We start from the raw sequence: 22,150 nt of genomic DNA on the forward strand, positions 1-22,150 counted from the left end.
ATCCAAAAATCGCGATGCTATGGTCTGAACCGAGCGCTTGCTTGGTTTTCTTTCAAGCATGCCTAGCGTAACGCATAGAACGATTTTCCGGCGCTGTACTGGCGTAGGTAAAGACAGGTTCGTTGCATCTCCTGCCTCGCGGGTTCGCCAGTCTGACGTCCATAAAAAAGCCTCTACGCCGCGCCTCCGGCTTGTTGCCTTGGCGCGGTCCGGCGGCGAAGAACTTCGCGGCAAAAGCGAGGAGACAGATGGTGGATCAGTCCGATAGCCCTCCCTTGCTGGAGGTGGATGGAGTCACGCTGACGTTTGGCGGGGTCAAGGCGCTCACGGACGTGGGGTTCCGAGTGGCGCCCGGCTCCATCACCACGGTCATCGGCCCCAACGGCGCCGGCAAGACCTCGCTGTTCAATACCATTTCCGGCTTCTACAAACCCGCGTCGGGGCAGATCCGTTTCCTGGGGCGGGACATCTCGCGCGTGGCGGCGCCGGAGCGCGCCAGGCTGGGCCTGGCCCGCAGTTTCCAGAATATCGCGCTGTTCCGCGGCATGACGGTCCTGGACAACATCAAGCTGGGCCGCCATGCCCATTTGCGCAGCAACGTGCTGGACGCGCTGCTGTACCTGGGACGGGCGCGGCGCGAAGAGATGGCGCTGCGCGCCGACATCGAAGAACGCATCATCGACTTCCTGGAGATCGACCACATCCGCCATGCGCCGGTGTCGGCGCTGTCGTACGGCCTGCAGAAGCGCGTAGAGCTGGCGCGCGCGCTGGCCATGAATCCCAAGGTGCTGATGCTGGACGAGCCCGTGGCGGGCATGAACCGCGAAGAGACCGACGATATGGCGCGGTTCATCCTGGACGCGCGCTCCGAATGGGGCGTGACGGTGCTGATGGTCGAGCACGACATGGGCATGGTGATGGACCTGTCGGACCACGTGGTGGTGCTGAACTTCGGACAGGTGATCGCCGACGGCACGCCCGCCGAGGTGCAGACGGATCCGCAGGTCATCCAGGCCTACCTGGGCGCGGGCGACGTGGGCGATCTGCGCCGCAGGCTGAGGGAGGCGGCCTGATGGACATGCTGTTCTTCCTGGAAGTCACGCTGGCCGGGCTGGGCAGCGGCGGGCTGTACGCGCTGGCGGCGCTGGCCTTCGTCATCGTCTACAAGGCTACCCGGGTGGTGAACATCGCCATCGGCGAATTCCTGATGCTGGGCGCCTACATGTTCTACGCGTTCGCCGCGGGCATGGAGTGGCCCATCTGGCTGGCCATCGTCGGCGCCGTCGTGGCGTCGGGCGTATTCGGCGCGCTGGTCGAGCGCCTGACGATCAGGCCCATGCTGGGCGAGTCGCCGATCTCGGTCTTCATGATCACGGTGGGGCTCGCCTCCATCCTGGTGGGCGTGGTGGAGCTCATATGGACGGCGGATCAGCGGCGGCTGCCCGAATTCATGCCGCGTTCGCCCGTGATGGTGGGAGAGGCCTTCGTGGCTCCCAAGGTCTTCTACGGATTCTGGGTGGCGGTGGCGCTGGCCTTGTTGGTGCTGGCGGTGTTCCGCTACTGGCGCGGCGGGGTGGCGCTGCGGGCGACGGCGTCCGACCAGGGCGCGGCCTACGCGATGGGCATCAACGTGCCGCGCGTGTTTTCGCTGGCCTGGGTGGCGGCGGGGGCTATTGCGGCGGTGTCGGGCGTGATCGTGGGCGCGATCGGCGGGATTTCCTCATCGATGGGTGTGTTCGGCCTGTCGGTGCTGGTGGTGGTGATCGTGGGCGGGCTGGACAGCGTGGCCGGCGCTCTGGTGGGCGGCATCTTCATCGGCCTGCTGGAGGCCTGGGCAGGCGCCTACATGGGCGGCGAGTACAAATTGCTGGCCACTTTCATCGTGCTGGTCGTGGTGCTGATGGCCAGGCCCTACGGCCTGTTCGGCACCCGTGAAATCGAGAGGCTGTGACCGATGCGCATCGCGACTGCCAAACAGACCTATCTTGCCGACGAAGCGCTGTTCGACACCAGCACGCAGCGGGTGTGGCTGGCGCTGCTGGCCGCGTCGCTGGCGCTGTTTCCCTTCGTGGCGGACGCCTATTGGCTCTACCTGGCCTGCCTCGTGGCCATCAATATCGCCAGCGCCACGGGGCTGAACATCCTGACCGGCTACACCGGGCTGGTCAGCCTGGGCCAGGCGGCTTTCATGGGCCTGGGCGCCTACACGGTGGCGGTGATGGAGCTGCGGCTGGGCACGCCAGTGCTGCTCAACCTGCTGGGCGGCGGCCTGGTGGCGATGGCCGGCGGGATCTTCGTCGGCATTCCGTCGTTGCGGGTGAAGGGCCTGTACCTGGCCATCTCGACCATCGCCGCGTCCTTCATCGCGCATTTCATTTTCGCGAACTGGGAGTTCACGGGAGGCACCACCGGGCTGCAGGTGCCGCCGGCGCGGGTGCTGGGCGTGGACCTGGACACATCGTTCAAGATCTATTGGCTCATCGTGCCCGTGACGGCGCTGATGGTGCTGGGCGCCGCGAACCTGTTCCGCACGCGCATCGGGCGCGCGTTCATCGCCATCCGCGACCGCGACATCTCGGCCGAAGTGCTGGGCATCCGGCTGCTGCGCTACAAGCTGCTGTCCTTCGGGCTGTCGTCGTTCTACGCGGGCGTGGCGGGCGGCCTGTGGGCGTACTTCTTCCGGGTAGTTACGCCGGAGAGCTTCCCGCTGATCATGTCGATCTTCTTCCTGGCGGCCATCATCGTGGGCGGGATGGGCTCCATCCTCGGTTCCATCCTGGGCGCGGTCTTCATGACCATGGTGCCGGAACTGCTGAAGCTCATCGTCGGCTGGCTGCCCGTGGGCGGCGATGCTCTGCGCCTGATCTCGCCGGTGCGCACCATTGTTTTCGGCCTGCTGATCGTGGGCTTTCTGATCTTCGAGCCGCACGGGCTCGCGGAAATCTGGCGGCGCGTGCGCCGTTTCTTCCACCTCTGGCCCTTTCGCACCTGAGCCATGCGCGACCGGCGCGGCGGCGGCCACCCATAAGACCCTCAGGAGACAAACCATGAAGCGCATCCGGATCGGCAGCGGTTTATCGAGGTTGTTGGCCCCGCTGGGCCTGGCGGCGGCCCTGGCATCGGCTCCCTCCGCCCAGGCCGCGGAGGACCTGGTGCTGGGCGGCTCGATCCCGCTGAGCGGGGTCTTCGCCTTCGCCGGGCAGGGCATCCATGCCGGCATCACCGACTATGTGAAGATCGTCAACGACCAGGGCGGAGTGAAGGGGCGCAAGCTGCGCTACGTGCCCGAGGACACGGCGTACAAGGTGGACGCGTCGGTGGCGGCGTTCAAGAAGATCACGAGCCAGAACAAGGTCAATTTCTACTATGGCGATTCGACCGGCTTCTCGAAGACGATCAACGCCGAGCTGAACCGCAGCGGCGACATCCTCATGACCGGCGCATCGTTCGCCACCGAACTGAACGATCCGGCCAAGTATCCCGCCCAGTTCATGCTGGGGCCCGACTACACCGAGATGTTCGGCATCCTGCTGCGCTACATCGCCAAGGAGCAGCCCGGCGCCAAGGTGGCGTTCGTGTATTCGGACACGGAGTTCGGGCGCGACCCCATCGCCAGCTCTCGCGCGGTGGCCGAAAAGCTCGGCCTGAAGGTCGCGACCGAGATCATGACCCCGCCGGGCAGCGTGGACGTGTCGACCGAGGTGATCAAGCTGCGTCGCGCCGATCCCGACTACACGATCTTCCACGGCTACGTGCTGGCTCCGATTCCGGAGTTCGTGGGGCAGGGCAAGCGCATGGGCCTGAAGACGCGCTACATGGGCACCTTCTGGACGATGGACAACTCCACGGTCATGCAGATGGGCGAGGACGCCGAGGGCTTCATGGGCGTGATGCCGTACCGCTACTACTACGACACCGCGGCCGACGCGCCCATGCTCAAGAAGATCCGCGAGATGCGTCCGCAGTACCAGAGCACCGGCTATATGCAGGGCTTCCTGGCGGCCATGCTGTTCACCGAAGTGGCCAAGCGCACGCTGGACGCGGGCAAGGAACTGACCGGCGCCAACATGAAGGCGGCGCTCGATGGCATCAAGGACTTCGACACGGGCGGCCTGATCGGCGTGCCGATCACGATCAAGGGCAATTCGATTCCCGTGGGCCGGATCTACCGCGCCGACGTGAAGCAGAAGCAGATGGTGCCGGCGTCCGACTGGATCGTGTTGAAGTGAGGCTGCCGTGAACCCCGGACATGACGCGCAGGCGGCACCGGCTTCGGCGGTGCTCGATATCAACAATATCGAAGTCGTCTACAACAAGGCGGTGCAGGTGCTGCGCGGCCTGTCGCTGTCGGTGCCCACCGGCAGCATCGTGGCGCTGCTGGGCAGCAACGGGGCCGGCAAGTCCACCACGCTGAAGGCCGTGTCGGGGCTGCTGGACCTGGAGGACGGCGCGCTGGTGCGCGGACGCATCGTCTTCGATGGCGGCGATACGGCCGGCGCCAGGCCCCAGAACCTGGTGCGGGCGGGCCTGGCGCACGTCATGGAGGGGCGCCGCGTGTTCGAGGACCTGACGGTGGAGGAGAACCTGGTGGCCGCGACTTACGCCCTGACCGGCAGGGCCGGCGCGCGCGCGGACTTCGATCTGGTCTATACCTACTTTCCGCGCCTGTTCGAGCGGCGGCGGGGCCTGGCCGGCTACCTGTCGGGCGGTGAACAGCAGATGCTGGCGATCGGCCGCGCGCTGATCGCGCAGCCCAGGCTGATGCTGCTGGACGAGCCGTCGCTGGGCCTGTCTCCGATGCTGGTGGAGAGCATCTTTTCCATCATCGCCCGCATCAACCGGGAGCAGGGGGTGTCGATGCTGCTGGTCGAACAGAACGCGTCGGTCGCGCTGGCGGTGGCGCACTACGGCTACATCATGGAGACGGGCAAAGTGGTGATCGACGGCAGCGCCGACAGGCTGGCGGCGGACCCGGACGTGCGCGAGTTCTACCTGGGCGTGGGCGGTTCGGGCGAGGCCCGCGGCTTTCGCGATATCAAGCATTACAAGCGCCGCAAGCGCTGGCTCTCATGATGGACAAGGAACGGAACCCCTCCGCGGCTGGTACGGGCGTTTGGCCCGAACTGACGCTGCCGCAGATGCTGCGCGAGCAGGCTCGCCGTCAGCCCCAGGCCATTGCCATCCGGCAGAAGGACTTCGGCATCTGGAAGCCCATCTCGTGGTCCGAATACTGGGCCCGGGCCTGCCGCGTGGGGCTGGGCCTGCGCGCGCTGGGGCTGGGCGCAGGCGGCCGGGTCGCCATCGTGTCGGAAAACCGCGTGGAGTGGCTGCTTGCCCAGATGGGAGCGGGCGCGGTCGGCGGCGTGGCGGTGGGCGTATACGCCACCAGCCCCGCCGAAGAGATGGGCTACGTGCTGGAGCACGCCGACGTGGAACTGGTGGTGTGCGAGGACCAGGAGCAGACCGACAAGGTGCTGCAGGTGGCGGACAGGCTGCCGCAACTGCGGCGGATCGTGATGATCGAGAGCAAGGGGCTGCGGTCCTATGGGCCGGCCGAGCGCGATCGCATCGTGACGTTCGCCGAGATCGAGGCGGACGGCGCGCGGCGCGAGGCGGAAGAGCTGCCCGCATTGGACGCGACGCTGGACCGCCAGACGCTGGACGATACCGGGCTCATGATCTACACGTCGGGTTCCACCGGCAAGCCCAAGGGCGCGATGCTGAGCTACCGCAACATGCGGGGCGTGGCGCCGGGCATCGCGGACCGCCTGGCGATGAGCCGCGACAGCGTGCACCTTTCCTATCTGCCGCTATGCCATGTGGCCGAGCAGATGCTGTCGACATTCGTGCCGATCTATCTGGGCGCGCAGGTGAATTTCGGCGAATCTATACGGACGGTGCAGGAAGACCTGCGCGAGGTGGCGCCCACGATCTTCCTGGGGGTGCCGCGCATCTGGGAAAAACTGCATGCCGCCATCTCGATCAAGATGCAGGAAGCGGGGCGCGTGCAGCAATGGCTGTACCGGCGCGCGCTCGCGGCGCGCGCCCCGTTCCTTGAAAAGTCGCCGGCGCAGTACACGGCCGCCCAGCGGCTGACCTATTGGCTGTGGTACTGGCTGGTGCTGCGCGCCCTGCAGAATTTCATCGGACTGCGCCGGGTGCGCGTGGCGATGACGGGGGCCGCGCCCATCCCTCCGGATGTGGTGCGCTATTTCCGCAAGCTGGGCGTGCCGTTGGTCGAGGTCTACGGGCTGACGGAGTCGGCGGGCATGATCTTCGGCCAGCACCCGGACCGCGTGAAAGTAGGCACGGTGGGCGAACCCATTCTTGGGGTCGAATGGCGGATGGGCGAGGCGGGCGAATTGCTGGTGCGCGGCGACATGGTGTTCCAGGGTTACTACAAGAACCCCGGCGCCACGGCCGACACCGTGCGCGACGGCTGGCTGCACACGGGGGACGTGGTGGCGGAGGAGGGCGGACGCGTGCGCATCGTGGACCGCCTGAAGGACATCATGATCACGGCCGGCGGCAAGAACCTGACCCCTTCCGAGATCGAGAACGCGGTCAAGGGCAGTCCGTACGTCAAGGAGTGCATCGTGATCGCCGACGGGCGGAAGTACGTGTCGGCGCTGATACAGCTCGAGTTCGACACGGTGGGCAAATGGGCGGAGTCGCGCCGCATCGCTTTCACGCATTTCCGTTCGCTTGCCGAGTCCGCGCAGGTCCGCGAGCTGATCCAGCAGGAAGTCGCGCGCGCCAACGCCGGCCTGGCGCCGGTGGCGCAGATCAAGCGCTTCCACCTGCTGACCAAGGAACTGGACCATGACGATGGCGAGGTGACCGCGACGATGAAGGTCAGGCGCGCCAGCATCTACCGCAGTTATGCGGGGGAAATCGAGGCGCTCTACATTGAGGAGACGACCGCATGAACGAAGCCGTGATCGTGGAGGCCGTGCGCACGCCATTCGGCCGGCGCGGTGGCTGGTGGGCCGATACGCGTCCGGATGCGCTGCTGGCACGGACCGTGCGCGGGCTGTTGGGACGCGCCGGCCTGCCGGATGGCAAGGTCGAGGACCTGATCGCGGGCTGCGTCAGCCAGGCCGGCGAACAGGGCGCCAACATCGGCCGGCTGGCGGCGCTGCTGGCCGGCCTGCCCGAAAGCGTGCCGGGCGTGGCCTTGAACCGTATGTGCGGATCCAGCCAGCAGGCCGTGCATTTCGGGGCGCAGGCCATCGCCGCGGGCGACATGCGCTACGTGGTGGCGGGCGGGGTCGAGAGCATGAGCCGCGTGCCGATGTTCCTGGACGTGACCTTGGGGCGGGGAGAGTTCCGCGGCTTCGAATCCCTCAACCCCGAGCTGCTGGAGCGCTATCCGCTGATCCACCAGATCGAAAGCGCGGAACGGATCGCGGAGCGTTGGCAGCTGTCTCGGGAGGATATGGACGAGTGGGCGCGAGAAAGCCATGCACGGGCCTGGGCCGCGGCGCAGGCGGGCCGCCATGCCGAATTGCTGCCGGGGCCGCATGCGCAAGCGGGCCGTGACGAAGGCATACGCGAGCGGACGGATCCCGGGCGCATGGCGGCCATGGCGCCGGCCTTGCGGCCTCCCGGCGAAGGGGGGGTAACCGCGGCCAATGCCAGCCAGCTTGCGGACGGAGCGGCGGCCGTGCTGCTGGCCGATCGCGACACGGCGCTGGCCGACGGCCTGCGCCCGCGTGCGAGGTTCCTGGCGCGGGTGGCGGTGGGGTCGGATCCGGTGCTGCAACTGACGGGCGTGATCCCCGCGGCCCGGCTGGCCCTTGCGCGCGCCCGCCTGGATTTGGGCGATATCGACTGGATCGAGATCAACGAGGCGTTCGCCAGCGTCGTGCTGGCCTGGCAGCGCGAGATGGGCGCGGACCTGGCGCGCGTGAATCCCTGGGGCGGCGCGATCGCCCATGGGCATCCGCTGGGCGCGACGGGGGCCGGTTTGATGGCCAAGATGCTGGCGGGCCTGGAAGCCACCGAGGGCGAACTGGGCATGCAGTTGATGTGCATCGGACACGGCATGGCTTGCGCGACCATCATCCAGAGGCAATGAACCGAGATGGAAAAGAACGGAACCGCCATGCCGGCCGCCGCCGCGGGGCGGGACGAGCGATCGGATTCCGAGCGCAGGCGAGAAGTGATCCTGACGGCGGGCCAGCTTTTCTGCCGGCACGGCTACGAGCGCACCACGGTGCGCGAGCTGGCGCGGGCGGTAGGGCTGCAGTCCGGCAGCCTGTTCCATCATTTCCGCAGCAAGGAGGAGATCCTGGTGGCCGTGATGAACAACGGCATCCAGGAGGTGATCGATGGGGGGGAACTGGCGTTGGCGCGTTACGACACGCCGGCCGACCGGTTGGCCGCGCTGTTCCGGGTGCATATGTGGAGCATGCTGCACGGCGCGGGCGGCGACGCCATGAACGCGCTGGTGTACGAGTGGCGCAGCCTGTCGGCGCCCAGCCGGGCCATCGTCAAATCGCTGAGCGACCGCTACGAGGAAATGTGGCAGGAGGTGGTTGCGGCGGCGGTGGACGCCGGCTTGCTGAAGGGCGATGCGCGCGTCATCAAGCGCTGCGTGCTGGGCGCCATGAACCTGACGGTGCAGTGGTACAAGCCCGGAGGCCGCTTGCAGCCGGCGGAGTTCATCGACGCCATGCTGCAGGCGTCGTTGCCGGCGCTGCCGGAGGGTGCCGGCAGGTGGCCGGCTTGAAACAGGGGTTCAGCCGCGGCGCTTGAGAAAGGCGCCGACGGCGCAGGCCACGGCCAATGCCAGCAGCGAGCCGGCCACGGGCAGCAGGAAATCCGCTTCGCCGCGATAGCCGCCGCCGGTGACGCCGCCCGCCACGCTGCCCATCCACAACACGACGCTGAGCGCCGCGGCGACCGCCGAGATCGCGGCGGCCACGCACAGGGCGACGAAGGCCGGCCGGCGCGGCCGCGCCGGCGCGTAGGGGGCGGCTGCCTGGACGCCGCGGGGCTGCTTGATCCAGTAGACCAGCCCCGCCACGACCAGCAGCAGCATCAGGATCTTGAAGATCATGATGCCGCCCGCCCGTCAGTCTTCACGGCGCAGGTGCGGGAAGAGGATGACGTCGCGGATGCTGGGGCTGTCGGTCAGCAGCATGACCAGGCGGTCGATGCCGATGCCGCAGCCGCCCGTCGGGGGCATGCCGTATTCCAGCGCGCGGATGTAGTCCGCGTCGTAGAACATGGCTTCCTCGTCGCCGGCGTCCTTGGCCTCGACCTGCGCGCGGAAGCGCTCGGCCTGGTCTTCGGGATCGTTCAGCTCGGAGAAGCCGTTGGCGATTTCGCGGCCCGTCATGAAGAGTTCGAAGCGTTCGGTGATGCCCTCGCGAGTATCCGAGGCGCGCGCCAGAGGCGAAACTTCCACCGGGTAGTCGATGATGTAGGTGGGGTTCCAGAGCTTGGCTTCGGCGGTTTCTTCGAACAGCGCCAGCTGCAGCGCGCCCAGGCCGGCGCGCGACAGCACTGGGCCGTCGGCGTCGGCGCCCAGCTTCTTGAGTTCGGCGCGCACGAAGGCCGGATCGTCGAGCTGCGCCTGGGTGTAGCCGGGGGCGTACTTCAGGATGGCTTCGCAGATGGTCAGGCGGTCGAACGGCTTGCCCAGGTCGAGCTCACGGTCCTGGTAGGTGAGCACGGCGCTGCCGGTGGCCGAGATGGCGGCCTGGCGGATCAGTTCTTCCGTGAAGTCCATGAGCCAGCGGTAGTCCGCGAAGGCCGCATAGAACTCCATCATCGTGAATTCAGGATTGTGGCGCGGGCTGACGCCCTCGTTGCGGAAGTTGCGGTTGACTTCGAAGACGCGCTCGAAGCCGCCCACGATCAGGCGCTTGAGGTAGAGCTCGGGCGCGATGCGCAGGTACATTTCCATGTCCAGCGCATTGTGGTGCGTGACGAAGGGCTTGGCCGCCGCGCCGCCCGGGATCGGGTGCAGCATGGGGGTTTCCACTTCGAGGAAGCCGGCGTTCAGCATGAACTGGCGGATGCTGCCCACGGCCTTGCTGCGCGCCTCGAACGTGCGGCGCGTGGCGTCCGTCATGATGAGGTCCACGTAGCGCTGGCGGTAGCGCAGTTCCTGGTCGGCCACGCCGTGGAACTTGTCGGGCAGCGGGCGCAGCGACTTCGACAGCAGGCGCGCGCTGGCGGCGTGCACCGAGAGCTCGCCCTTGTTCGTCTTGAAGACCGAACCCTCGACCGCGATGATGTCGCCGATGTCCCATTGCTTGAACGCGGCGTAGCTGTCTTCGCCCAGGGTGCCGCGGTCCAGGTAGATCTGGATGCGGCCGGTGCTGTCTTGCAGCGTGGCGAAGCTGGCCTTGCCCATGACGCGCTTGAGCATCATACGGCCCGCGACCTTGACGGCGACGGGATTGGCGGCCAGGGCTTCCTGTTCCTGGTTGTCGTACTTGTCGTGCAGCGCGGCGGCGCGGGCGTCGGGAACGAAGTCGTTGGGGTACGCGACCCCGGTTTCGCGCAGTTTGGACAGCTTGGCGCGCCGTTCAGCGATCAAGCGGTTTTCATCCTGGGCGGGTGCCGGAGCGGTCGAGTGGTCGGTCATGGTCGGGAAATCAGTCGTAATTGCGGATGTCGTCGATCTCGGTCGTGCCGAAATCTTCGCGATCCAGGTAGGCGAGGATGCGGGCGGCCACGTTGGCGGGCGAGGACAGTTTGCCGGTCGCGTGGAAGTCCTGGAACTTGGACAGCGCCGGGAAGTCTTCCGGATCGCTGGAGCGGATGGCGACCTGCATGTCGGTGTCGACGATGCCGGGAGCCAGCGCGACGATGCGCGCGCCGCCGGCGCCTTGTTCCTGCTTGACCACGCGCGTGTACATGTCGAGCGCGGCCTTGGTGGCGCAGTACACGCCCCAGCCGGCGTTCGGGTTGCGGCCCGCGCCAGAGGAGATGTTGAGCACGCGGCGGTCGGCGTCCAGGCCTTGGACGGCCGCCAGGAAACGGGCCGTGAGCAGCATCACCGCGGAGACGTTCAGGTTGAAGGCGGTGGCGATGGCCGCGCCGTCGGTGAGCGCGCCGGTGGCGAGGATAGGATGCACGGTGCCTGCGTTATTGATCAGCAGGTAGCGTTTTGCGTCGCGCGGCAGCGAGGCGCAGATACGCTCGGCGGCCGCTTCCGCCGCCTTCAGGTCGGAGAGGTCCACGGACAGCTGTTCCAGCTGCGCGTCCTGGGCGCGCGCGTACGCGGCCAGCTCGGGATCTTCGCGGCGCGCCAGCGTGATCAGGCGCGCGCCCGGCTTGGCCAGGCCGCGGGCCATGGCGGCGCCGATGCCGCGCGATGCGCCGGTGAGAATTGCAATGGTGTCGGACATTCGTGAACCTCTTGGTGGGTGAAGGGGCGTGTCGCGAAACTCAGATGCCTTGCTTCAGGCTGGCCTGGATGAAGGGGTCCAGGTCGCCGTCCAGCACTTTCTGCGTATTGGAGATTTCGACGTTCGTGCGCAGGTCCTTGATGCGGCTCTGGTCCAGCACATAGGAACGGATCTGGTGGCCCCAGCCCACGTCGGTCTTGGAATCTTCCAGCTTCTGCTGCTCGGCCATGCGGTTGCGCATTTCCAGCTCATAGAGCTTGGACTTCAGCATTTGCATGGCTTCGGCGCGGTTGCGGTGCTGGGAGCGGTCGTTCTGGCACTGCACCACGATGCCGGTGGGCATGTGGGTCAGGCGGACGGCGGAGTCGGTCTTGTTGATGTGCTGGCCGCCCGCGCCGCTGGCGCGGTAGGTGTCCACGCGCAGGTCGGCGGGGTTCACTTCGACTTCGAAGGAGTCGTCGACTTCGGGATAGACGAACACGCTGGCGAACGAGGTGTGGCGGCCGCCCGACGAGTCGAACGGGCTCTTGCGCACCAGGCGGTGCACGCCGGTTTCCGTGCGCAGGTAGCCGAAGGCGTACTCGCCCTCAAGCTTGATGGTGGCGGACTTGATGCCCGCGACTTCGCCTTCGGACTCTTCCAGCACTTCGGCCTTGAAGCCCTTGCGTTCCGCGTACTTGAGGTACTGGCGCAGCAGCATGGAGGCCCAGTCCTGCGCTTCGGTGCCGCCGGCGCCGGCCTGGATGTCCAGGAAGCAGTTCAGCGGGTCGGCCGGATTGGAGAACATGCGGCGGAATTCCAGCCCTTCCAGCTTCTCCTGGAAGGCGTCGGCATCCTGTTCGATGGATTCGAGCGTGGCGTCGTCGTCGTCGGAGGCGGCCAGTTCGAACAGTTCGTTCGAGTCCGACAGCCCGGAGCCCAGCGCCGTCAGCGTATCCACGACGTCTTCCAGGGCTTTCTTCTCGCGCCCGAGGTCCTGGGCGTGCTTGGGGTCGTTCCAGACGGCCGGGTCTTCGAGCTCGGCGTTTACGACTTGCAGGCGTTCAGCTTTGGCATCGTAGTCAAAGATACCTCCGTAGAGCCTGTTCGCGCTCCGCGTAGTCGGCGAGGCGGGCTGCGAGCTGGTTCTGACGTTCGGCTTCCATGATTGATCCTGTCTTGGTGACTTTTGTGCGAAACCGAACATTTTACCGCGCTTGACCCCGGCGCGTGGGCCGATCTCGGCAAGAGAGGGACGGATCGACCCCATGGATTCGGCCGAAAGGACCAAAGTTGTTCAGTTTTTTGTCAACTATGTGGTTCTAGCCTGCGGTATCGGCCGCGCCGTCTATCCGGCGGCGCGGGCCGTTGCCGCGCCGGCCATGGCCGGCCTATCCCGCCAGAGGAATGGAGACAGCGATGGAAAATGCGATGGCCCCCGGGGTCTCGCCGGCGATCCCGGCGACTGAGGAGGACAGGATCTACCGCAAGGTAGGCTGGCGGCTGGTGCCGCTATTGGTGGTGTGCTATGTCGTGGCCTATCTGGACCGCGTGAACGTGGGTTTCGCCAAGCTGCAGATGCTGCAGGAGCTGCAGTTCAGCGAAACGGTGTACGGGCTGGGAGCCGGCATCTTCTTCATCGGCTATTTCCTCTTCGAGATTCCCAGCAACATCATCCTGCACAAAGTGGGCGCCAAGGTGTGGATCGCCCGGATCATGATCACCTGGGGCATCATTTCGGCCTGCATGATGTTCGTGACCAGCGTGCACATGTTCTACATCCTGCGCTTCCTGCTGGGCGCGGCCGAAGCCGGATTCTTCCCCGGCATCATCCTGTACCTGACCTATTGGTATCCCGCCGCGCGCCGCGGCCGCATCACTACCTTCTTCATGACCGCCGTGCCCATGTCCGGGCTGATCGGAGGCCCGATCTCGGGATGGATCATGAGCACCTTCCACGGCGACCACGGGCTGTCGGGCTGGCAATGGCTGTTCCTGCTGGAGGGGATCCCGTCCGTCATCATCGGGATACTCGTGCTGGTGTATCTCGACGACCGCATCAACAAGGCCAAGTGGCTGACCGCCAGCGAGAAGGCCGTGCTGATCCGCAACATCGCGGCCGAGGAGCAGCAGAAAGAGGACCCGCCGATCCGCGCCGCCCTGGTCAAGCCGCGGGTGTGGGCGATGGCGCTGATCTACTTTTCGTTCGTGATGGGGTTGTATGGCGTCGGATTCTGGATGCCTACGCTGATCAAGAGCACGGGCGTGCAGAGCCCGCTGGCGATCGGCCTGCTGACGGCGGTGCCCAATCTGTTCGCCGTCATCGGCATGATCCTTATCTCACGCAATTCCGACCGGCACCGCGAACGCCGCTGGCACGTCGCGCTGCCGGCCTTGTTCGGCGCGCTCGGCCTGTTCTTCTCGGCAGTCTGGAGCGGCAATACGGTCCTGGCCATTCTGGCGCTGACGGTGGCCAACATCGGCATCTGCACGGTGCTGCCGCTGTTCTGGAGCCTGCCCACCGCCTTGCTGGGCGGCACCGCGGCCGCGGCGGGCATTGCGCTGATCAACTCGGTGGGCAATCTGGCGGGCTTCGTCAGCCCCTACCTGGTCGGCTGGCTGAAGGACATGACCGGCACCACCAACACGGGGCTGTACATGCTGGCGGGCTGCCTGGTGGTTGGCGCGCTGGTGGCCCTGGCTCAGCCGGCGAGGCTGGTGAACAAGTAGGATGGGTGCAGCGCGAGAACTCCGGCGCAAGAACGCAAGCGCCCATAGCGCGCAACCCATGCGGTGATGGGAAAACAGTGCCCCCGCTGGTCGGAAGGCAGTCTCTCGCCGCCGCATGGGTTACGCGCGTTCAGCGCTTGAGTTCTAGCTTAAGGACTCTCGCGCTCCACCCATCCTACGCTTCAGCCCGCGTGTTCGATCACCAGCTGCACCGACACCATGCCGTTCCAGACGTTCTGCTCCAGGCGGTAGGCGGCCTGGATGTGTTCCGGCAGGGATTGGTCGTGGCCGAACCAGATGGCGTCGAAGCGCTGGTGGCCGCGTTCGAGCGACAGTTTCAGATGCTTCTCGCCGACCAGGCGCTGGTTGCGCACCACGAACTCATCCAGGAACAGGGGGGCGGCGAAGCCGGCGCCCCAGACCTGCTGCTGGAGCATACCTGCCACGTCGGCGTTGGCATAGCCCGATTCCAGCGATCCGTCGGTTTCGATGACGGGCTCGAAGGTGTCGCGCCCGGTGAGCTCGCGCACCGCGGCGTCGAAGGCGGGGGCGAAGGCGGCGAAGTCGGCGCGGCCGAGAGTCAGGCCGGCCGCCATGGCGTGGCCGCCGAACTTGCGTATCAGGTCGGGGTGGCGCTTGGACACCAGGTCCAGCGCGTCGCGCAGGTGCACGTCGGGGATCGAACGGCCGGAGCCGCGGATTTCGTCGTCGCCCGCGGGCGCGAACGCCAGGGTGGGGCGCCAGAATTTCTCCTTCAGGCGCGACGCCACCAGGCCCACGACGCCCTGGTGCCAGCCGGGGTCGAACACGCAGACGGTGGCGCCGGCGGCCGCGTTGGGCTCTTCCATGGCGGCCAGCGCCTGTTCGCGCATTTCGGCTTCGATCGTGCGGCGTTCGCGATTGATGTTGTCGAGCTCGCGCGCCATTTCCAGCGCCTGGGCTTCGTCATCGGTGGTCAGGCAGGCGATGCCCAGGCTCATGTCGGCCAGGCGGCCCGCGGCGTTGATACGGGGGCCGAGCGCAAAACCCAGGTCGAAGCCGTTGGCGGCGCGCGGCTCCCGGCCGGCGACGGCGAACAGCGCGCGCAGGCCCGGTTGCAGGCGGCCGGCCCGCATGCGTTGCAGGCCCTGCGTGACCAGCAGGCGATTGTTCGCGTCCAGCTTGACCACGTCGGCCACGGTGCCCAGGGCTACCAGGTCGGACAGCGCGTCCAGGCGCGGGCCGCCATCGGGCGCGTAGACGCCGCGCCGGCGCAGTTCGGCGCGCAGCGCCAGCATCATGTAGAAGATGACGCCCACGCCGGCCAGGTTCTTGGACGGAAAGCCGCAGCCGGGCTGGTTCGGGTTCACGATGGCCAGCGCTTCCGGCAGGGTGTCCCCCGGAAGGTGGTGGTCGGTGATCACCACGCCGATGCCCGCCGCGTTGGCGGCGGCCACGCCGTCGACGCTGGCGATGCCGTTGTCCACCGTGATGATGATGTCGGGCTTGCCGGAGCGGTGCCGGCAGGCCAGTTCCACCACGGCGGGCGACAGGCCGTAGCCGGTCTCGAAACGGTTGGGGACCAGGAAGTCCACGTCGGCGCCCATGGCGGACAGCGCGCGCAGCCCGACCGCGCAGGCGGTAGCGCCGTCGCAGTCGTAATCGGCCACGATCAGCAGTTTCTTGCCCGCCTGGATGGCGTCGGCCAGCACGCCGGCGGCATGGGCGGAATGCGTCAGGCCGGCGGGCGGGAGCAGCGACGGCCAGGCCAGCCGGGTCTGGTCGGGATGGGTGACGCCGCGGGCGGCCCACAGGCGGGCCAGCAGGGGATGGATGCCCGAGGCTTCCAGGACGCGGCAGGCGTCCAGGTCGGACGGGCGGACAGTCAAGCGGGGTGTGACCACCAGGCGCTCCAGTTTTTCTTGGGCGCGGGCAGCAAGCCGAGCAGGCCCCCGCGCGGTTTCAGGGTAAGGGCGACCTTGCGGTCTTCGCCCAGCAGCAGCAGCTCGGCGGGCGCGTCCGGCAGGCCATTCTTGCCGGCCAGCGGCCGCAGGTGCTGCGTATCCAGGGCGGCCAGCGCGTCCAGCCAGGCGGCCCAGTCGCCGCCGCGTTGGGGCGCTTCCAGCCCGGCGAGCACGCGTTCGGCGCCGGCCGGGGCGACGGGCCAGGGCGATCCACCGCCGTATAGCCAGAGCGCGTTGACCGGAGGCAGGCCGCGGGCCGCGCGCGCATCGTTGACGGGGTGGTCGTGCCAGGCCATCTGTATTTCGTTGAGCAGCCGGCGCCAGGGGCGGGTCTGGGCGTCCTGGCGCCACCAATCGTTCAGGCGCTGTCCGGCCACGGCCAGCGGGCTGGCCGTCTGGGGGCGCAGGCCGTCGGGCAGCCGCAGGCGCCAGCGTCCGGGCGACAGCGGCTCGGCCGCGAAGCCCGTGCCCTCGAAGAGGGGGAGGGCCGTTTCCAGCAGAGCCGCGGTTTCCTCGGCCCGCAGGTCCATCAGGCCGGGGTCCAGCAGGGTGGCCTGGTCGGCGCCCAGCGCCAGGTGGACCAGTTCGGCCAGCCATACGGCCTCGCCGCCCTCGGCTTGCGCGCCTGCCAGCAGGGGGCCGAGGCCGGCTCCCTGCAACAGGCCCGATTCCGGCGCATAGCCCGCGCGGGCCAGTTGCCAGGACTCGAAGGCGGTGCAGCCATGGGCGCGCACGTCGAAAGCTTCGGGCCGGGCGGCGCCGGCCTGAAGCCAGGCATGCAGGGTGGGCGCGCGCTCGGGCAGGAGCTTGGCCAGCTCCGCGGCGACGGGTAGGGCGGGCAGGGCGCCCGGAATGACGATCAGCATGGGCGCGATTGTAGTCCGTGCCGGCTGCGGGAACTAAGCAGTGCCCACAGCTGCCATAGCTTGAAACGCCTGGTCTCGGAACCGCATATCCGCGGGACGGAATCCAGGCGGTTAATGCCATAATGCGCACGTGCTGAAAATACCTTACGAACTATGGATAGGCGCCCGCTACGCCGGGCTGGCCCGAATCCGCCAGCGACGCGGGCGCCGCGATCGCTTCATCTCTTTCATCGCCGCCAGTTCCATGGCGGGCATCGCGCTGGGCGTTGCCGCCCTGATCGTGGTGCTGTCCGTCATGAACGGCTTCCAGAAGGAAGTGCGCGACCGCATGCTGTCGGTGCTGCCGCACATCGAGCTCTATGTTCCCGGAGCCATGCCGGAACGGGTGCTGGACCGATGGCAGCAATTCGCCTCCGCCGCCGAGCAGAATTCCGAGGTCAAGGCCGGCGCGCCCTTCGTGGCTGCGCAGGGCATGCTGGTGCGCGGGCAGGCCTTGCGGGGCGTGCAGGTGCGGGGCATCGATCCGCAGACCGAAGGCAAGGTGTCGGACCTGCCCAGGCAGATGGTCTCGGGCAGGCTCACCGACCTGAAGGCCGGCGGTTTCGGCGTGGTGCTGGGCAACGAACTGGCCGACGGCTTGGGCGTGAAAGTGGGCGATACGCTGCTGATGATGGCGCCGCAAGGTTCGATCAGCCCGGCCGGCTTCACCCCTCGCATGCGCCAGTTCACCGTGGTGGGCGTGTTTTCGTCCGGCCACTATGAATACGATTCCTCGCTGGCCTTCGTCGACGACGAGGACGCCGCCCGCGTGTTCCGCGACAGCGGCACCGCCGGCGTGCGCCTGCGCATCGCCGACATGCAGAAGGCGCCCGAGGTGGCTGCCGAGCTGCAGAAGGTGCTGCCGCCCTATGTGATGGCCAGCGACTGGTCCCGCAACAACCGCACCTGGTTCGCCGCCGTCAAGACGGAAAAGCGCATGATGTTCCTGATCCTGGCGCTGATCGTGGCGGTGGCGGCGTTCAACCTGCTGTCGTCGCTGGTCATGGCCGTGAAGGACAAGCAGTCCGACATCGCCATCCTGCGCACGCTGGGCGCGGGCCCCAGGGAAATCGCCCGCATCTTCCTGGTGCAGGGCGCGCTGATCGGCGTCATCGGCACGCTGCTGGGCGTGGCGGGCGGCATCGTCATCGCCTACAACGTGGACGTGATCGTGCCGTTCATCGAAGGCCTGCTGGGCGTGCATTTCCTGCCGCGCGAAATCTATTTCATCTCCGCCTTGCCCTCGGACCCGCAGGTGGGCGATATCGTCACCATCGGCCTGACTTCCCTGGTGCTGTCGCTGCTGGCGACCCTGTATCCCAGCTGGCGCGCTTCGCGCCTGCAACCCGCCCAGGTGCTGCGCCATGATTGACAAGCAGACTCCCGCATTGCAGGCCGACAACATCGTCAAGGTGTACGACGAAGGCCCCGCGCGCATCGAAGTGCTCAGCAACGTCAGCCTGTCGGTGGCGCGCGGCGAGATGGTCGCCATCGTCGGCGCTTCCGGTTCCGGCAAGAGCACGCTGCTGCATATCCTGGGCCTGCTGGACGTACCCACCAGCGGCACGGTGTCGGTGGACGGCGAGCTTGCCGTCGGCCTGTCCGAAAGCCGCAAGAGCGCGGTGCGCAACCGCAGCCTGGGCTTCGTCTACCAGTTCCACCATCTGTTGCCCGAGTTCTCCGCGCTGGACAACGTAGCGATGCCGCTGATCGTGCGCCGCCGGAACCGCGACGAGGCCCGCGAGGCCGCCCGCGAGGTCCTGGGCCTGGTGGGGTTGTCCGCCCGCGAGGGGCATTTCCCCGGGCAATTGTCCGGCGGCGAGCGGCAGCGCGTGGCGCTGGCGCGCGCGCTGGTGACCCGTCCGGCCTGCGTGCTGGCCGACGAGCCCACCGGCAACCTGGACCGCCACACGGCGCACAATATGTTCGAGCTGCTGACCCAGGTGAACCGGGAATCCGGCACGGCGTTCGCCATCGTGACGCACGATCCCGAACTGGCCGCCCGCGCCGACCGCCAACTGCTCATGGAAAACGGCCGGCTGGTTTCAGGTTGAGCGGACCGGATGGATAATCGGGGCAAGGAGGGCGCGCCCATGCTGATCGACACCCATTGCCACCTGGATGCCGCCGAGTTCGACGCCGACCGCGAACAGGTGGCCGACGACGCCTGCGAAGCCGGCGTCCAGTCCATCGTGATCCCGGCCGTCGAACGCGCCAATTTTTCCGTCGTGCGGGAGCTGGCCGGCAGGATCGCCGGGGGCGCCTACGCGCTGGGCATCCATCCCCTTTACGTGCGGCGCGCCGATGATGCGGACCTGGACGCGCTGCGCGCGGCCGTCAGGCAATCGCTGGGGGATCCCCGTTTTGTCGCCATCGGCGAAATCGGGCTGGATTTCTTCGTGCCCGAGATTGCCTCCGGCGAGCCGCGTGAGCGCCAGGAACGCTTCTACGCCGCGCAGCTGGCGATGGCGGCCGAGTTCGGCCTGCCGGTGCTGCTGCACGTGCGCAAGTCGCAGGACATCCTGCTGAAATATCTGCGGCGGCATCCCCGCATCGGCGGCATCGCCCATGCCTTCAATGGCAGCGCCCAGCAGGCGCAGGCGTTCATCGAGCAGGGATTCGCGCTGGGGCTGGGCGGCGCGATGACCTACGAGCGCGCGCTGCAGATCCGGCGCCACGCCGTGGACATCGATTTGGCGCACCTGGTGCTGGAAACGGATGCGCCGGATATTCCCCCCGCCTGGCTGCACCCGCCGCAGCGCCGCAACCGGCCCGGGGAGCTTGTCCGCATCGCCCAGTCCCTGGCGGAATTGCGCGGCGTGACGCCCGCGCAAGTGGCGCACGCCACCACGGCCACCGCGCTGCGGGTGCTGCCGCGCCTGCCCGCCGCGATCCTGGCCGACGCCGACTGACGCCGCTCAGGCGCGCAGCAGGGGCAGTTCCAGCCGCACGCTCAGCCCCTGGGGCGACATGTTTCGAGCCGACATGCGGCCCTTGTGCGCCGCCACCGCCGCCTGCGCGATGGACAGGCCCAGCCCCGCGCCGCTGCCGGGTTTGCGGGCGCCCGACGCCGTCCGGTAGAACGGCTCGAACAGGGATTCCAATTCATCGTGGGCCACCCCCGGCCCGCGGTCCTCGATTTCCAGGCAGGCCTCGCGCGCGCTCACCAGGAGCCGCACGCGTATGGTGCTGTGCGCGGGGGCGAAGCGCAGGGCGTTGCGCAGCACGTTCTCGATGGCGCTGGCCAGGCTGCAGCGGTCGCCGACGAGGGGCACGGGAGGATGCGCGTCCCAGGCGATGCGGATCTGCCGGCCGCCGGCTTCGTAGCGGGCGTCTTCGACGACGGCGGACACGATTTCGGCCAGGTCCAGCGTCTCGGTCGGCACGGGCAGGGCGCCCAGCCGGGCCAGCCGCAGCGTGTTCCCGACCAGCGAATCCAGGCGTTCGCATTCGCGTTCGATGCGGTCCAGCTGCAGGTCCTGGCGTTCGTCCCTGCGCCGCGCCAGCTCGGCCGCCAACCGTAGGCGCGCCAGGGGAGAGCGCAGCTCGTGCGCGATGTTGTGCAGCAATTGTTCGCGGGTGTCGACCAGCGCTTTCAGCCTCCCCGCCATGGCGTTGAAGTCGCGCGCGAGCAGGCCGAGCTCGTCCTTGCGGCGGGCCAGCTTCGCAGGCGTGTGCGCGTCGAGCTGTCCGGCGGAGAGCGCGTGCGTGGCCTGGCGCAGTTGCCCCAAGGGCGAGGTCACGTGGCGGCTCAGCGCCCAGCAGAACGGGGCCGTCACCGCCAGCGCGAATAGCAGCAGCGCCAGCGCCACCGGCGATAGCGCCAGCACCTCCCAGTGCGAAGAGTCGAACGGCAGGAACAGCATCAGCAATTCCGTTCCGTCCGGCAGCACCAGCAATTGAGGCTCCCACCAGGAGACTCGCTCGCCTTCCGGGTCGGCGGGCAGATAGTCCGCCTGCGCCGCACGCTCGGGCGCGGCGCGGTACGAGCTCAGCCAGTCATGCATGCGGGTGGGCAGGCGCCGGCCCAGGATGTCGGCGTCGCGGGCGTCCATGATGTAGATCTTCAGGGCGGAGTAGCGCCGGTCCATGGCCTGGACCCAGCGCACCAGTCCTTCCTTGCCCTGGGTGCGGGCGATCTGCGTGGCGTCGCGCGTCAGGCTGGCGGGGTTCAGGCCGTCCAGCGAGTTGAAGCGGTACCAGGCGACCGCGGCGGTAAGCATCATGCCGCACACCAGGATGACGGCCATCGCGCCCCAGAAGGTCAGGAAGGCGCGCCAGAAGAGCGAGCGGGCGGGCAGCCAGGCCATCAGGCGCCGCCGCCGGCCAGCACGTAGCCGAGGCCGCGCAGGTTGCGGATCGAGAGCGTGTCCGCGGCATTGTCCAGGCGCAGCTTCTTGCGCAGGGCGCTGATGTGGGTGTCGATGCTGCGGTCGTAGCGGTCCGGCTTGCGGCCCAGGGCATACAGGCCGATCTGGTCGCGCCCCACCACTTGGCCGGGCGCGCGCATGAGGATCTCGAGAATGCGCTGTTCCGCGCCCGTCAGGGCGATCTCCTCGTCGCCGACCCGCACGCGTCCGGTGGCCGGATCCAGGGACAGCGCGCCCAGCGTCAGGCCGGGGCGCGCGGCGTCCGGCACTTCATCGAAACGCCGCTGCACCGCGGTAATGCGGGCCTTGAGTTCGCGGGGGCTGAAGGGCTTGGCCAGGTAATCGTCGGCGCCGAACTCCAGGCCCAGCACGCGGTCGGTTTCGCCACCATGCGCGGTGAACATGATGACGGGGCGGCGCGAGCGCTGCCGGTAGTGCTTGAGCAGGTCCAGGCCGCTGCCGTCGGGCAGCATCAGGTCGAGCAGCACCAGGTCGAAGTCGTCCTGCGCAAGCAGGGCGAGCCCCTCTGCGCCCGTGTGCGCCAGCGTGAGTTGGCAGTGATTGGGTTCCAGGTATTCGCGCAGCATCTGCGCCAGTTCGACGTCGTCGTCGATCAGCAGGATGCGCCGCGTCGCCAGGGATTGGGAAAAAGGCATGCGTATCGTCGGTTCTGCACCCGGCAGTTTGGCGGATGGCCGCGGGCCGGAGTGTCAAGAAGTGCAAAGAAGATAAAAGTTGCGGAAAGCGTGTTGCTGGTCTGAGTGTGGTCCTATTTTAATATGAGAATAGTTTTCATTCATAAATACGAAGCGGGCGGAAGCGGCACGTGGGGTGCGGCTCAAGTCTGGGACGGG

20 protein-coding genes are annotated in these 22,150 nt (G+C 67.7%); 12 read left to right on the forward strand and 8 right to left on the reverse strand.

Annotated elements, in window-relative coordinates; all coding sequences use genetic code 11:
- The first annotated feature begins 248 nt into the window (after nt 1-248).
- Genes JL37_RS24845 through JL37_RS24880 form a run of 8 tightly spaced genes read left to right on the forward strand, consistent with a single transcriptional unit; the run spans nt 249 to nt 8,734 of the window.
- Nucleotides 249-1,073, forward strand: a complete 825-nt coding sequence (locus JL37_RS24845) for an ABC transporter ATP-binding protein (RefSeq protein ID WP_043547654.1) — start codon at nt 249-251, stop codon at nt 1,071-1,073.
- A complete protein-coding gene (locus JL37_RS24850; RefSeq protein ID WP_043547655.1) occupies nt 1,073-1,951 on the forward strand; it encodes a branched-chain amino acid ABC transporter permease in 879 nt (292 codons plus the stop codon). The genes JL37_RS24845 and JL37_RS24850 overlap by 1 nt, the downstream gene beginning before the upstream one ends.
- A gap of 3 nt (nt 1,952-1,954) precedes the next feature.
- A complete protein-coding gene (locus JL37_RS24855; RefSeq protein WP_043547657.1) occupies nt 1,955-2,992 on the forward strand; it encodes a branched-chain amino acid ABC transporter permease in 1,038 nt (345 codons plus the stop codon).
- Nucleotides 2,993-3,047: 55 nt separating this feature from the next.
- Entirely contained in the window at nt 3,048-4,229 is a 1,182-nt protein-coding gene (locus JL37_RS24860; protein WP_043547658.1) for an ABC transporter substrate-binding protein, read from the forward strand.
- Nucleotides 4,230-4,278: 49 nt separating this feature from the next.
- Nucleotides 4,279-5,073 (forward strand): ABC transporter ATP-binding protein, encoded by a 795-nt coding sequence (locus tag JL37_RS24865; RefSeq protein WP_043547659.1) that lies wholly within the window; start codon nt 4,279-4,281, stop codon nt 5,071-5,073.
- The gene (locus JL37_RS24870) at nt 5,070-6,929 is read left to right on the forward strand and encodes a long-chain fatty acid--CoA ligase (RefSeq protein ID WP_043547660.1); all 1,860 of its coding nucleotides are present in this window, start codon (nt 5,070-5,072) and stop codon (nt 6,927-6,929) included. Before JL37_RS24865 ends, JL37_RS24870 begins: the two co-directional genes overlap by 4 nt.
- Nucleotides 6,926-8,080 (forward strand): thiolase family protein, encoded by a 1,155-nt coding sequence (locus JL37_RS24875; RefSeq protein ID WP_043547661.1) that lies wholly within the window; start codon nt 6,926-6,928, stop codon nt 8,078-8,080. The genes JL37_RS24870 and JL37_RS24875 overlap by 4 nt, the downstream gene beginning before the upstream one ends.
- A 6-nt stretch (nt 8,081-8,086) precedes the next feature.
- The gene (locus JL37_RS24880) at nt 8,087-8,734 is read left to right on the forward strand and encodes a TetR/AcrR family transcriptional regulator (protein WP_043547662.1); all 648 of its coding nucleotides are present in this window, start codon (nt 8,087-8,089) and stop codon (nt 8,732-8,734) included.
- Nucleotides 8,735-8,743: 9 nt separating this feature from the next.
- Here the strand turns inward: JL37_RS24880 and JL37_RS24885 are convergent, their stop codons facing one another.
- The 4 genes from JL37_RS24885 to prfB all read right to left on the reverse strand — a co-directional run bounded on the left by JL37_RS24885 (nt 8,744) and on the right by prfB (nt 12,514).
- The gene (locus JL37_RS24885; RefSeq protein WP_043547663.1) at nt 8,744-9,064 is read right to left on the reverse strand and encodes a hypothetical protein; all 321 of its coding nucleotides are present in this window, start codon (nt 9,062-9,064) and stop codon (nt 8,744-8,746) included.
- A gap of 15 nt (nt 9,065-9,079) precedes the next feature.
- Nucleotides 9,080-10,603: a lysine--tRNA ligase gene (lysS, locus tag JL37_RS24890; protein WP_043547664.1), complete on the reverse strand. Its 1,524-nt coding sequence runs from the start codon at nt 10,601-10,603 to the stop codon at nt 9,080-9,082.
- A 10-nt stretch (nt 10,604-10,613) separates the two neighbouring features.
- Nucleotides 10,614-11,369 carry an SDR family oxidoreductase gene (locus tag JL37_RS24895; protein WP_043547665.1) on the reverse strand — a complete coding sequence of 252 codons (756 nt, stop codon included), beginning with the start codon at nt 11,367-11,369 and terminating at the stop codon, nt 10,614-10,616.
- A 40-nt stretch (nt 11,370-11,409) separates the two neighbouring features.
- A protein-coding gene (gene prfB, locus JL37_RS29825) for a peptide chain release factor 2 (protein ID WP_156124395.1) occupies nt 11,410-12,514 on the reverse strand; the annotation gives its coding sequence in 2 pieces (ribosomal slippage) (nt 11,410-12,432 and nt 12,434-12,514; 1,104 coding nt in all).
- Nucleotides 12,515-12,767: 253 nt separating this feature from the next.
- Between prfB and JL37_RS24905 the strand changes: the two genes are divergently transcribed.
- Nucleotides 12,768-14,078 carry an MFS transporter gene (locus JL37_RS24905; RefSeq protein ID WP_052097585.1) on the forward strand — a complete coding sequence of 437 codons (1,311 nt, stop codon included), beginning with the start codon at nt 12,768-12,770 and terminating at the stop codon, nt 14,076-14,078.
- A gap of 182 nt (nt 14,079-14,260) precedes the next feature.
- Here JL37_RS24905 and recJ read toward each other — a convergent pair whose 3' ends face one another.
- A complete protein-coding gene (recJ, locus tag JL37_RS24910) occupies nt 14,261-15,961 on the reverse strand; it encodes a single-stranded-DNA-specific exonuclease RecJ (RefSeq protein WP_043547667.1) in 1,701 nt (566 codons plus the stop codon).
- Entirely contained in the window at nt 15,943-16,887 is a 945-nt protein-coding gene (locus JL37_RS24915; protein WP_043547668.1) for a hypothetical protein, read from the reverse strand. Before JL37_RS24915 ends, recJ begins: the two co-directional genes overlap by 19 nt.
- Nucleotides 16,888-17,065: 178 nt before the next feature.
- Here JL37_RS24915 and JL37_RS24920 point away from each other — a divergent pair, with 178 nt between their 5' ends.
- From JL37_RS24920 to JL37_RS24930, 3 genes are read left to right on the forward strand one after another with little or no spacing between them, the layout of a single operon-like run.
- Nucleotides 17,066-18,298: a lipoprotein-releasing ABC transporter permease subunit gene (locus JL37_RS24920; protein ID WP_231570439.1), complete on the forward strand. Its 1,233-nt coding sequence runs from the start codon at nt 17,066-17,068 to the stop codon at nt 18,296-18,298.
- A complete protein-coding gene (locus tag JL37_RS24925) occupies nt 18,291-18,980 on the forward strand; it encodes an ABC transporter ATP-binding protein (protein WP_043547671.1) in 690 nt (229 codons plus the stop codon). Before JL37_RS24920 ends, JL37_RS24925 begins: the two co-directional genes overlap by 8 nt.
- Nucleotides 18,981-19,019: 39 nt before the next feature.
- Nucleotides 19,020-19,838, forward strand: a complete 819-nt coding sequence (locus JL37_RS24930) for a TatD family hydrolase (protein WP_043548185.1) — start codon at nt 19,020-19,022, stop codon at nt 19,836-19,838.
- A gap of 6 nt (nt 19,839-19,844) precedes the next feature.
- Here the strand turns inward: JL37_RS24930 and JL37_RS24935 are convergent, their stop codons facing one another.
- Both JL37_RS24935 and JL37_RS24940 read right to left on the reverse strand, forming a co-directional pair.
- On the reverse strand, nt 19,845-21,236 hold the full coding sequence (locus JL37_RS24935; protein ID WP_043547672.1) for an ATP-binding protein: 1,392 nt from the start codon (nt 21,234-21,236) through the stop codon (nt 19,845-19,847).
- Nucleotides 21,236-21,952 (reverse strand): response regulator transcription factor, encoded by a 717-nt coding sequence (locus tag JL37_RS24940; protein ID WP_043547673.1) that lies wholly within the window; start codon nt 21,950-21,952, stop codon nt 21,236-21,238. The genes JL37_RS24935 and JL37_RS24940 overlap by 1 nt, the downstream gene beginning before the upstream one ends.
- Between the last annotated feature and the right edge of the window lie 198 nt (nt 21,953-22,150).

The organism is Achromobacter sp. RTa (assembly GCF_000757485.1).
In the GTDB taxonomy this organism is placed as follows: domain Bacteria; phylum Pseudomonadota; class Gammaproteobacteria; order Burkholderiales; family Burkholderiaceae_B; genus Achromobacter.

What these genes read in the sequence shown, in the direction of transcription:
- JL37_RS24845 (WP_043547654.1), top strand. Translation starts at nt 249, where the DNA reads ATGGTGGATCAGTCCGATAGCCCTCCCTTGCTGGAGGTGGATGGAGTC.
- JL37_RS24850 (WP_043547655.1), top strand. Translation starts at nt 1,073, where the DNA reads ATGGACATGCTGTTCTTCCTGGAAGTCACGCTGGCCGGGCTGGGCAGC.
- JL37_RS24855 (WP_043547657.1), top strand. Translation starts at nt 1,955, where the DNA reads ATGCGCATCGCGACTGCCAAACAGACCTATCTTGCCGACGAAGCGCTG.
- JL37_RS24860 (WP_043547658.1), top strand. Translation starts at nt 3,048, where the DNA reads ATGAAGCGCATCCGGATCGGCAGCGGTTTATCGAGGTTGTTGGCCCCG.
- JL37_RS24870 (WP_043547660.1), top strand. Translation starts at nt 5,070, where the DNA reads ATGATGGACAAGGAACGGAACCCCTCCGCGGCTGGTACGGGCGTTTGG.
- JL37_RS24875 (WP_043547661.1), top strand. Translation starts at nt 6,926, where the DNA reads ATGAACGAAGCCGTGATCGTGGAGGCCGTGCGCACGCCATTCGGCCGG.
- JL37_RS24880 (WP_043547662.1), top strand. Translation starts at nt 8,087, where the DNA reads ATGGAAAAGAACGGAACCGCCATGCCGGCCGCCGCCGCGGGGCGGGAC.
- JL37_RS24885 (WP_043547663.1), bottom strand. Translation starts at nt 9,064, where the DNA reads ATGATCTTCAAGATCCTGATGCTGCTGCTGGTCGTGGCGGGGCTGGTC.
- lysS (WP_043547664.1), bottom strand. Translation starts at nt 10,603, where the DNA reads ATGACCGACCACTCGACCGCTCCGGCACCCGCCCAGGATGAAAACCGC.
- JL37_RS24895 (WP_043547665.1), bottom strand. Translation starts at nt 11,369, where the DNA reads ATGTCCGACACCATTGCAATTCTCACCGGCGCATCGCGCGGCATCGGC.
- JL37_RS24905 (WP_052097585.1), top strand. Translation starts at nt 12,768, where the DNA reads ATGGAAAATGCGATGGCCCCCGGGGTCTCGCCGGCGATCCCGGCGACT.
- JL37_RS24915 (WP_043547668.1), bottom strand. Translation starts at nt 16,887, where the DNA reads ATGCTGATCGTCATTCCGGGCGCCCTGCCCGCCCTACCCGTCGCCGCG.
- JL37_RS24925 (WP_043547671.1), top strand. Translation starts at nt 18,291, where the DNA reads ATGATTGACAAGCAGACTCCCGCATTGCAGGCCGACAACATCGTCAAG.
- JL37_RS24930 (WP_043548185.1), top strand. Translation starts at nt 19,020, where the DNA reads ATGCTGATCGACACCCATTGCCACCTGGATGCCGCCGAGTTCGACGCC.
- JL37_RS24935 (WP_043547672.1), bottom strand. Translation starts at nt 21,236, where the DNA reads ATGGCCTGGCTGCCCGCCCGCTCGCTCTTCTGGCGCGCCTTCCTGACC.
- JL37_RS24940 (WP_043547673.1), bottom strand. Translation starts at nt 21,952, where the DNA reads ATGCCTTTTTCCCAATCCCTGGCGACGCGGCGCATCCTGCTGATCGAC.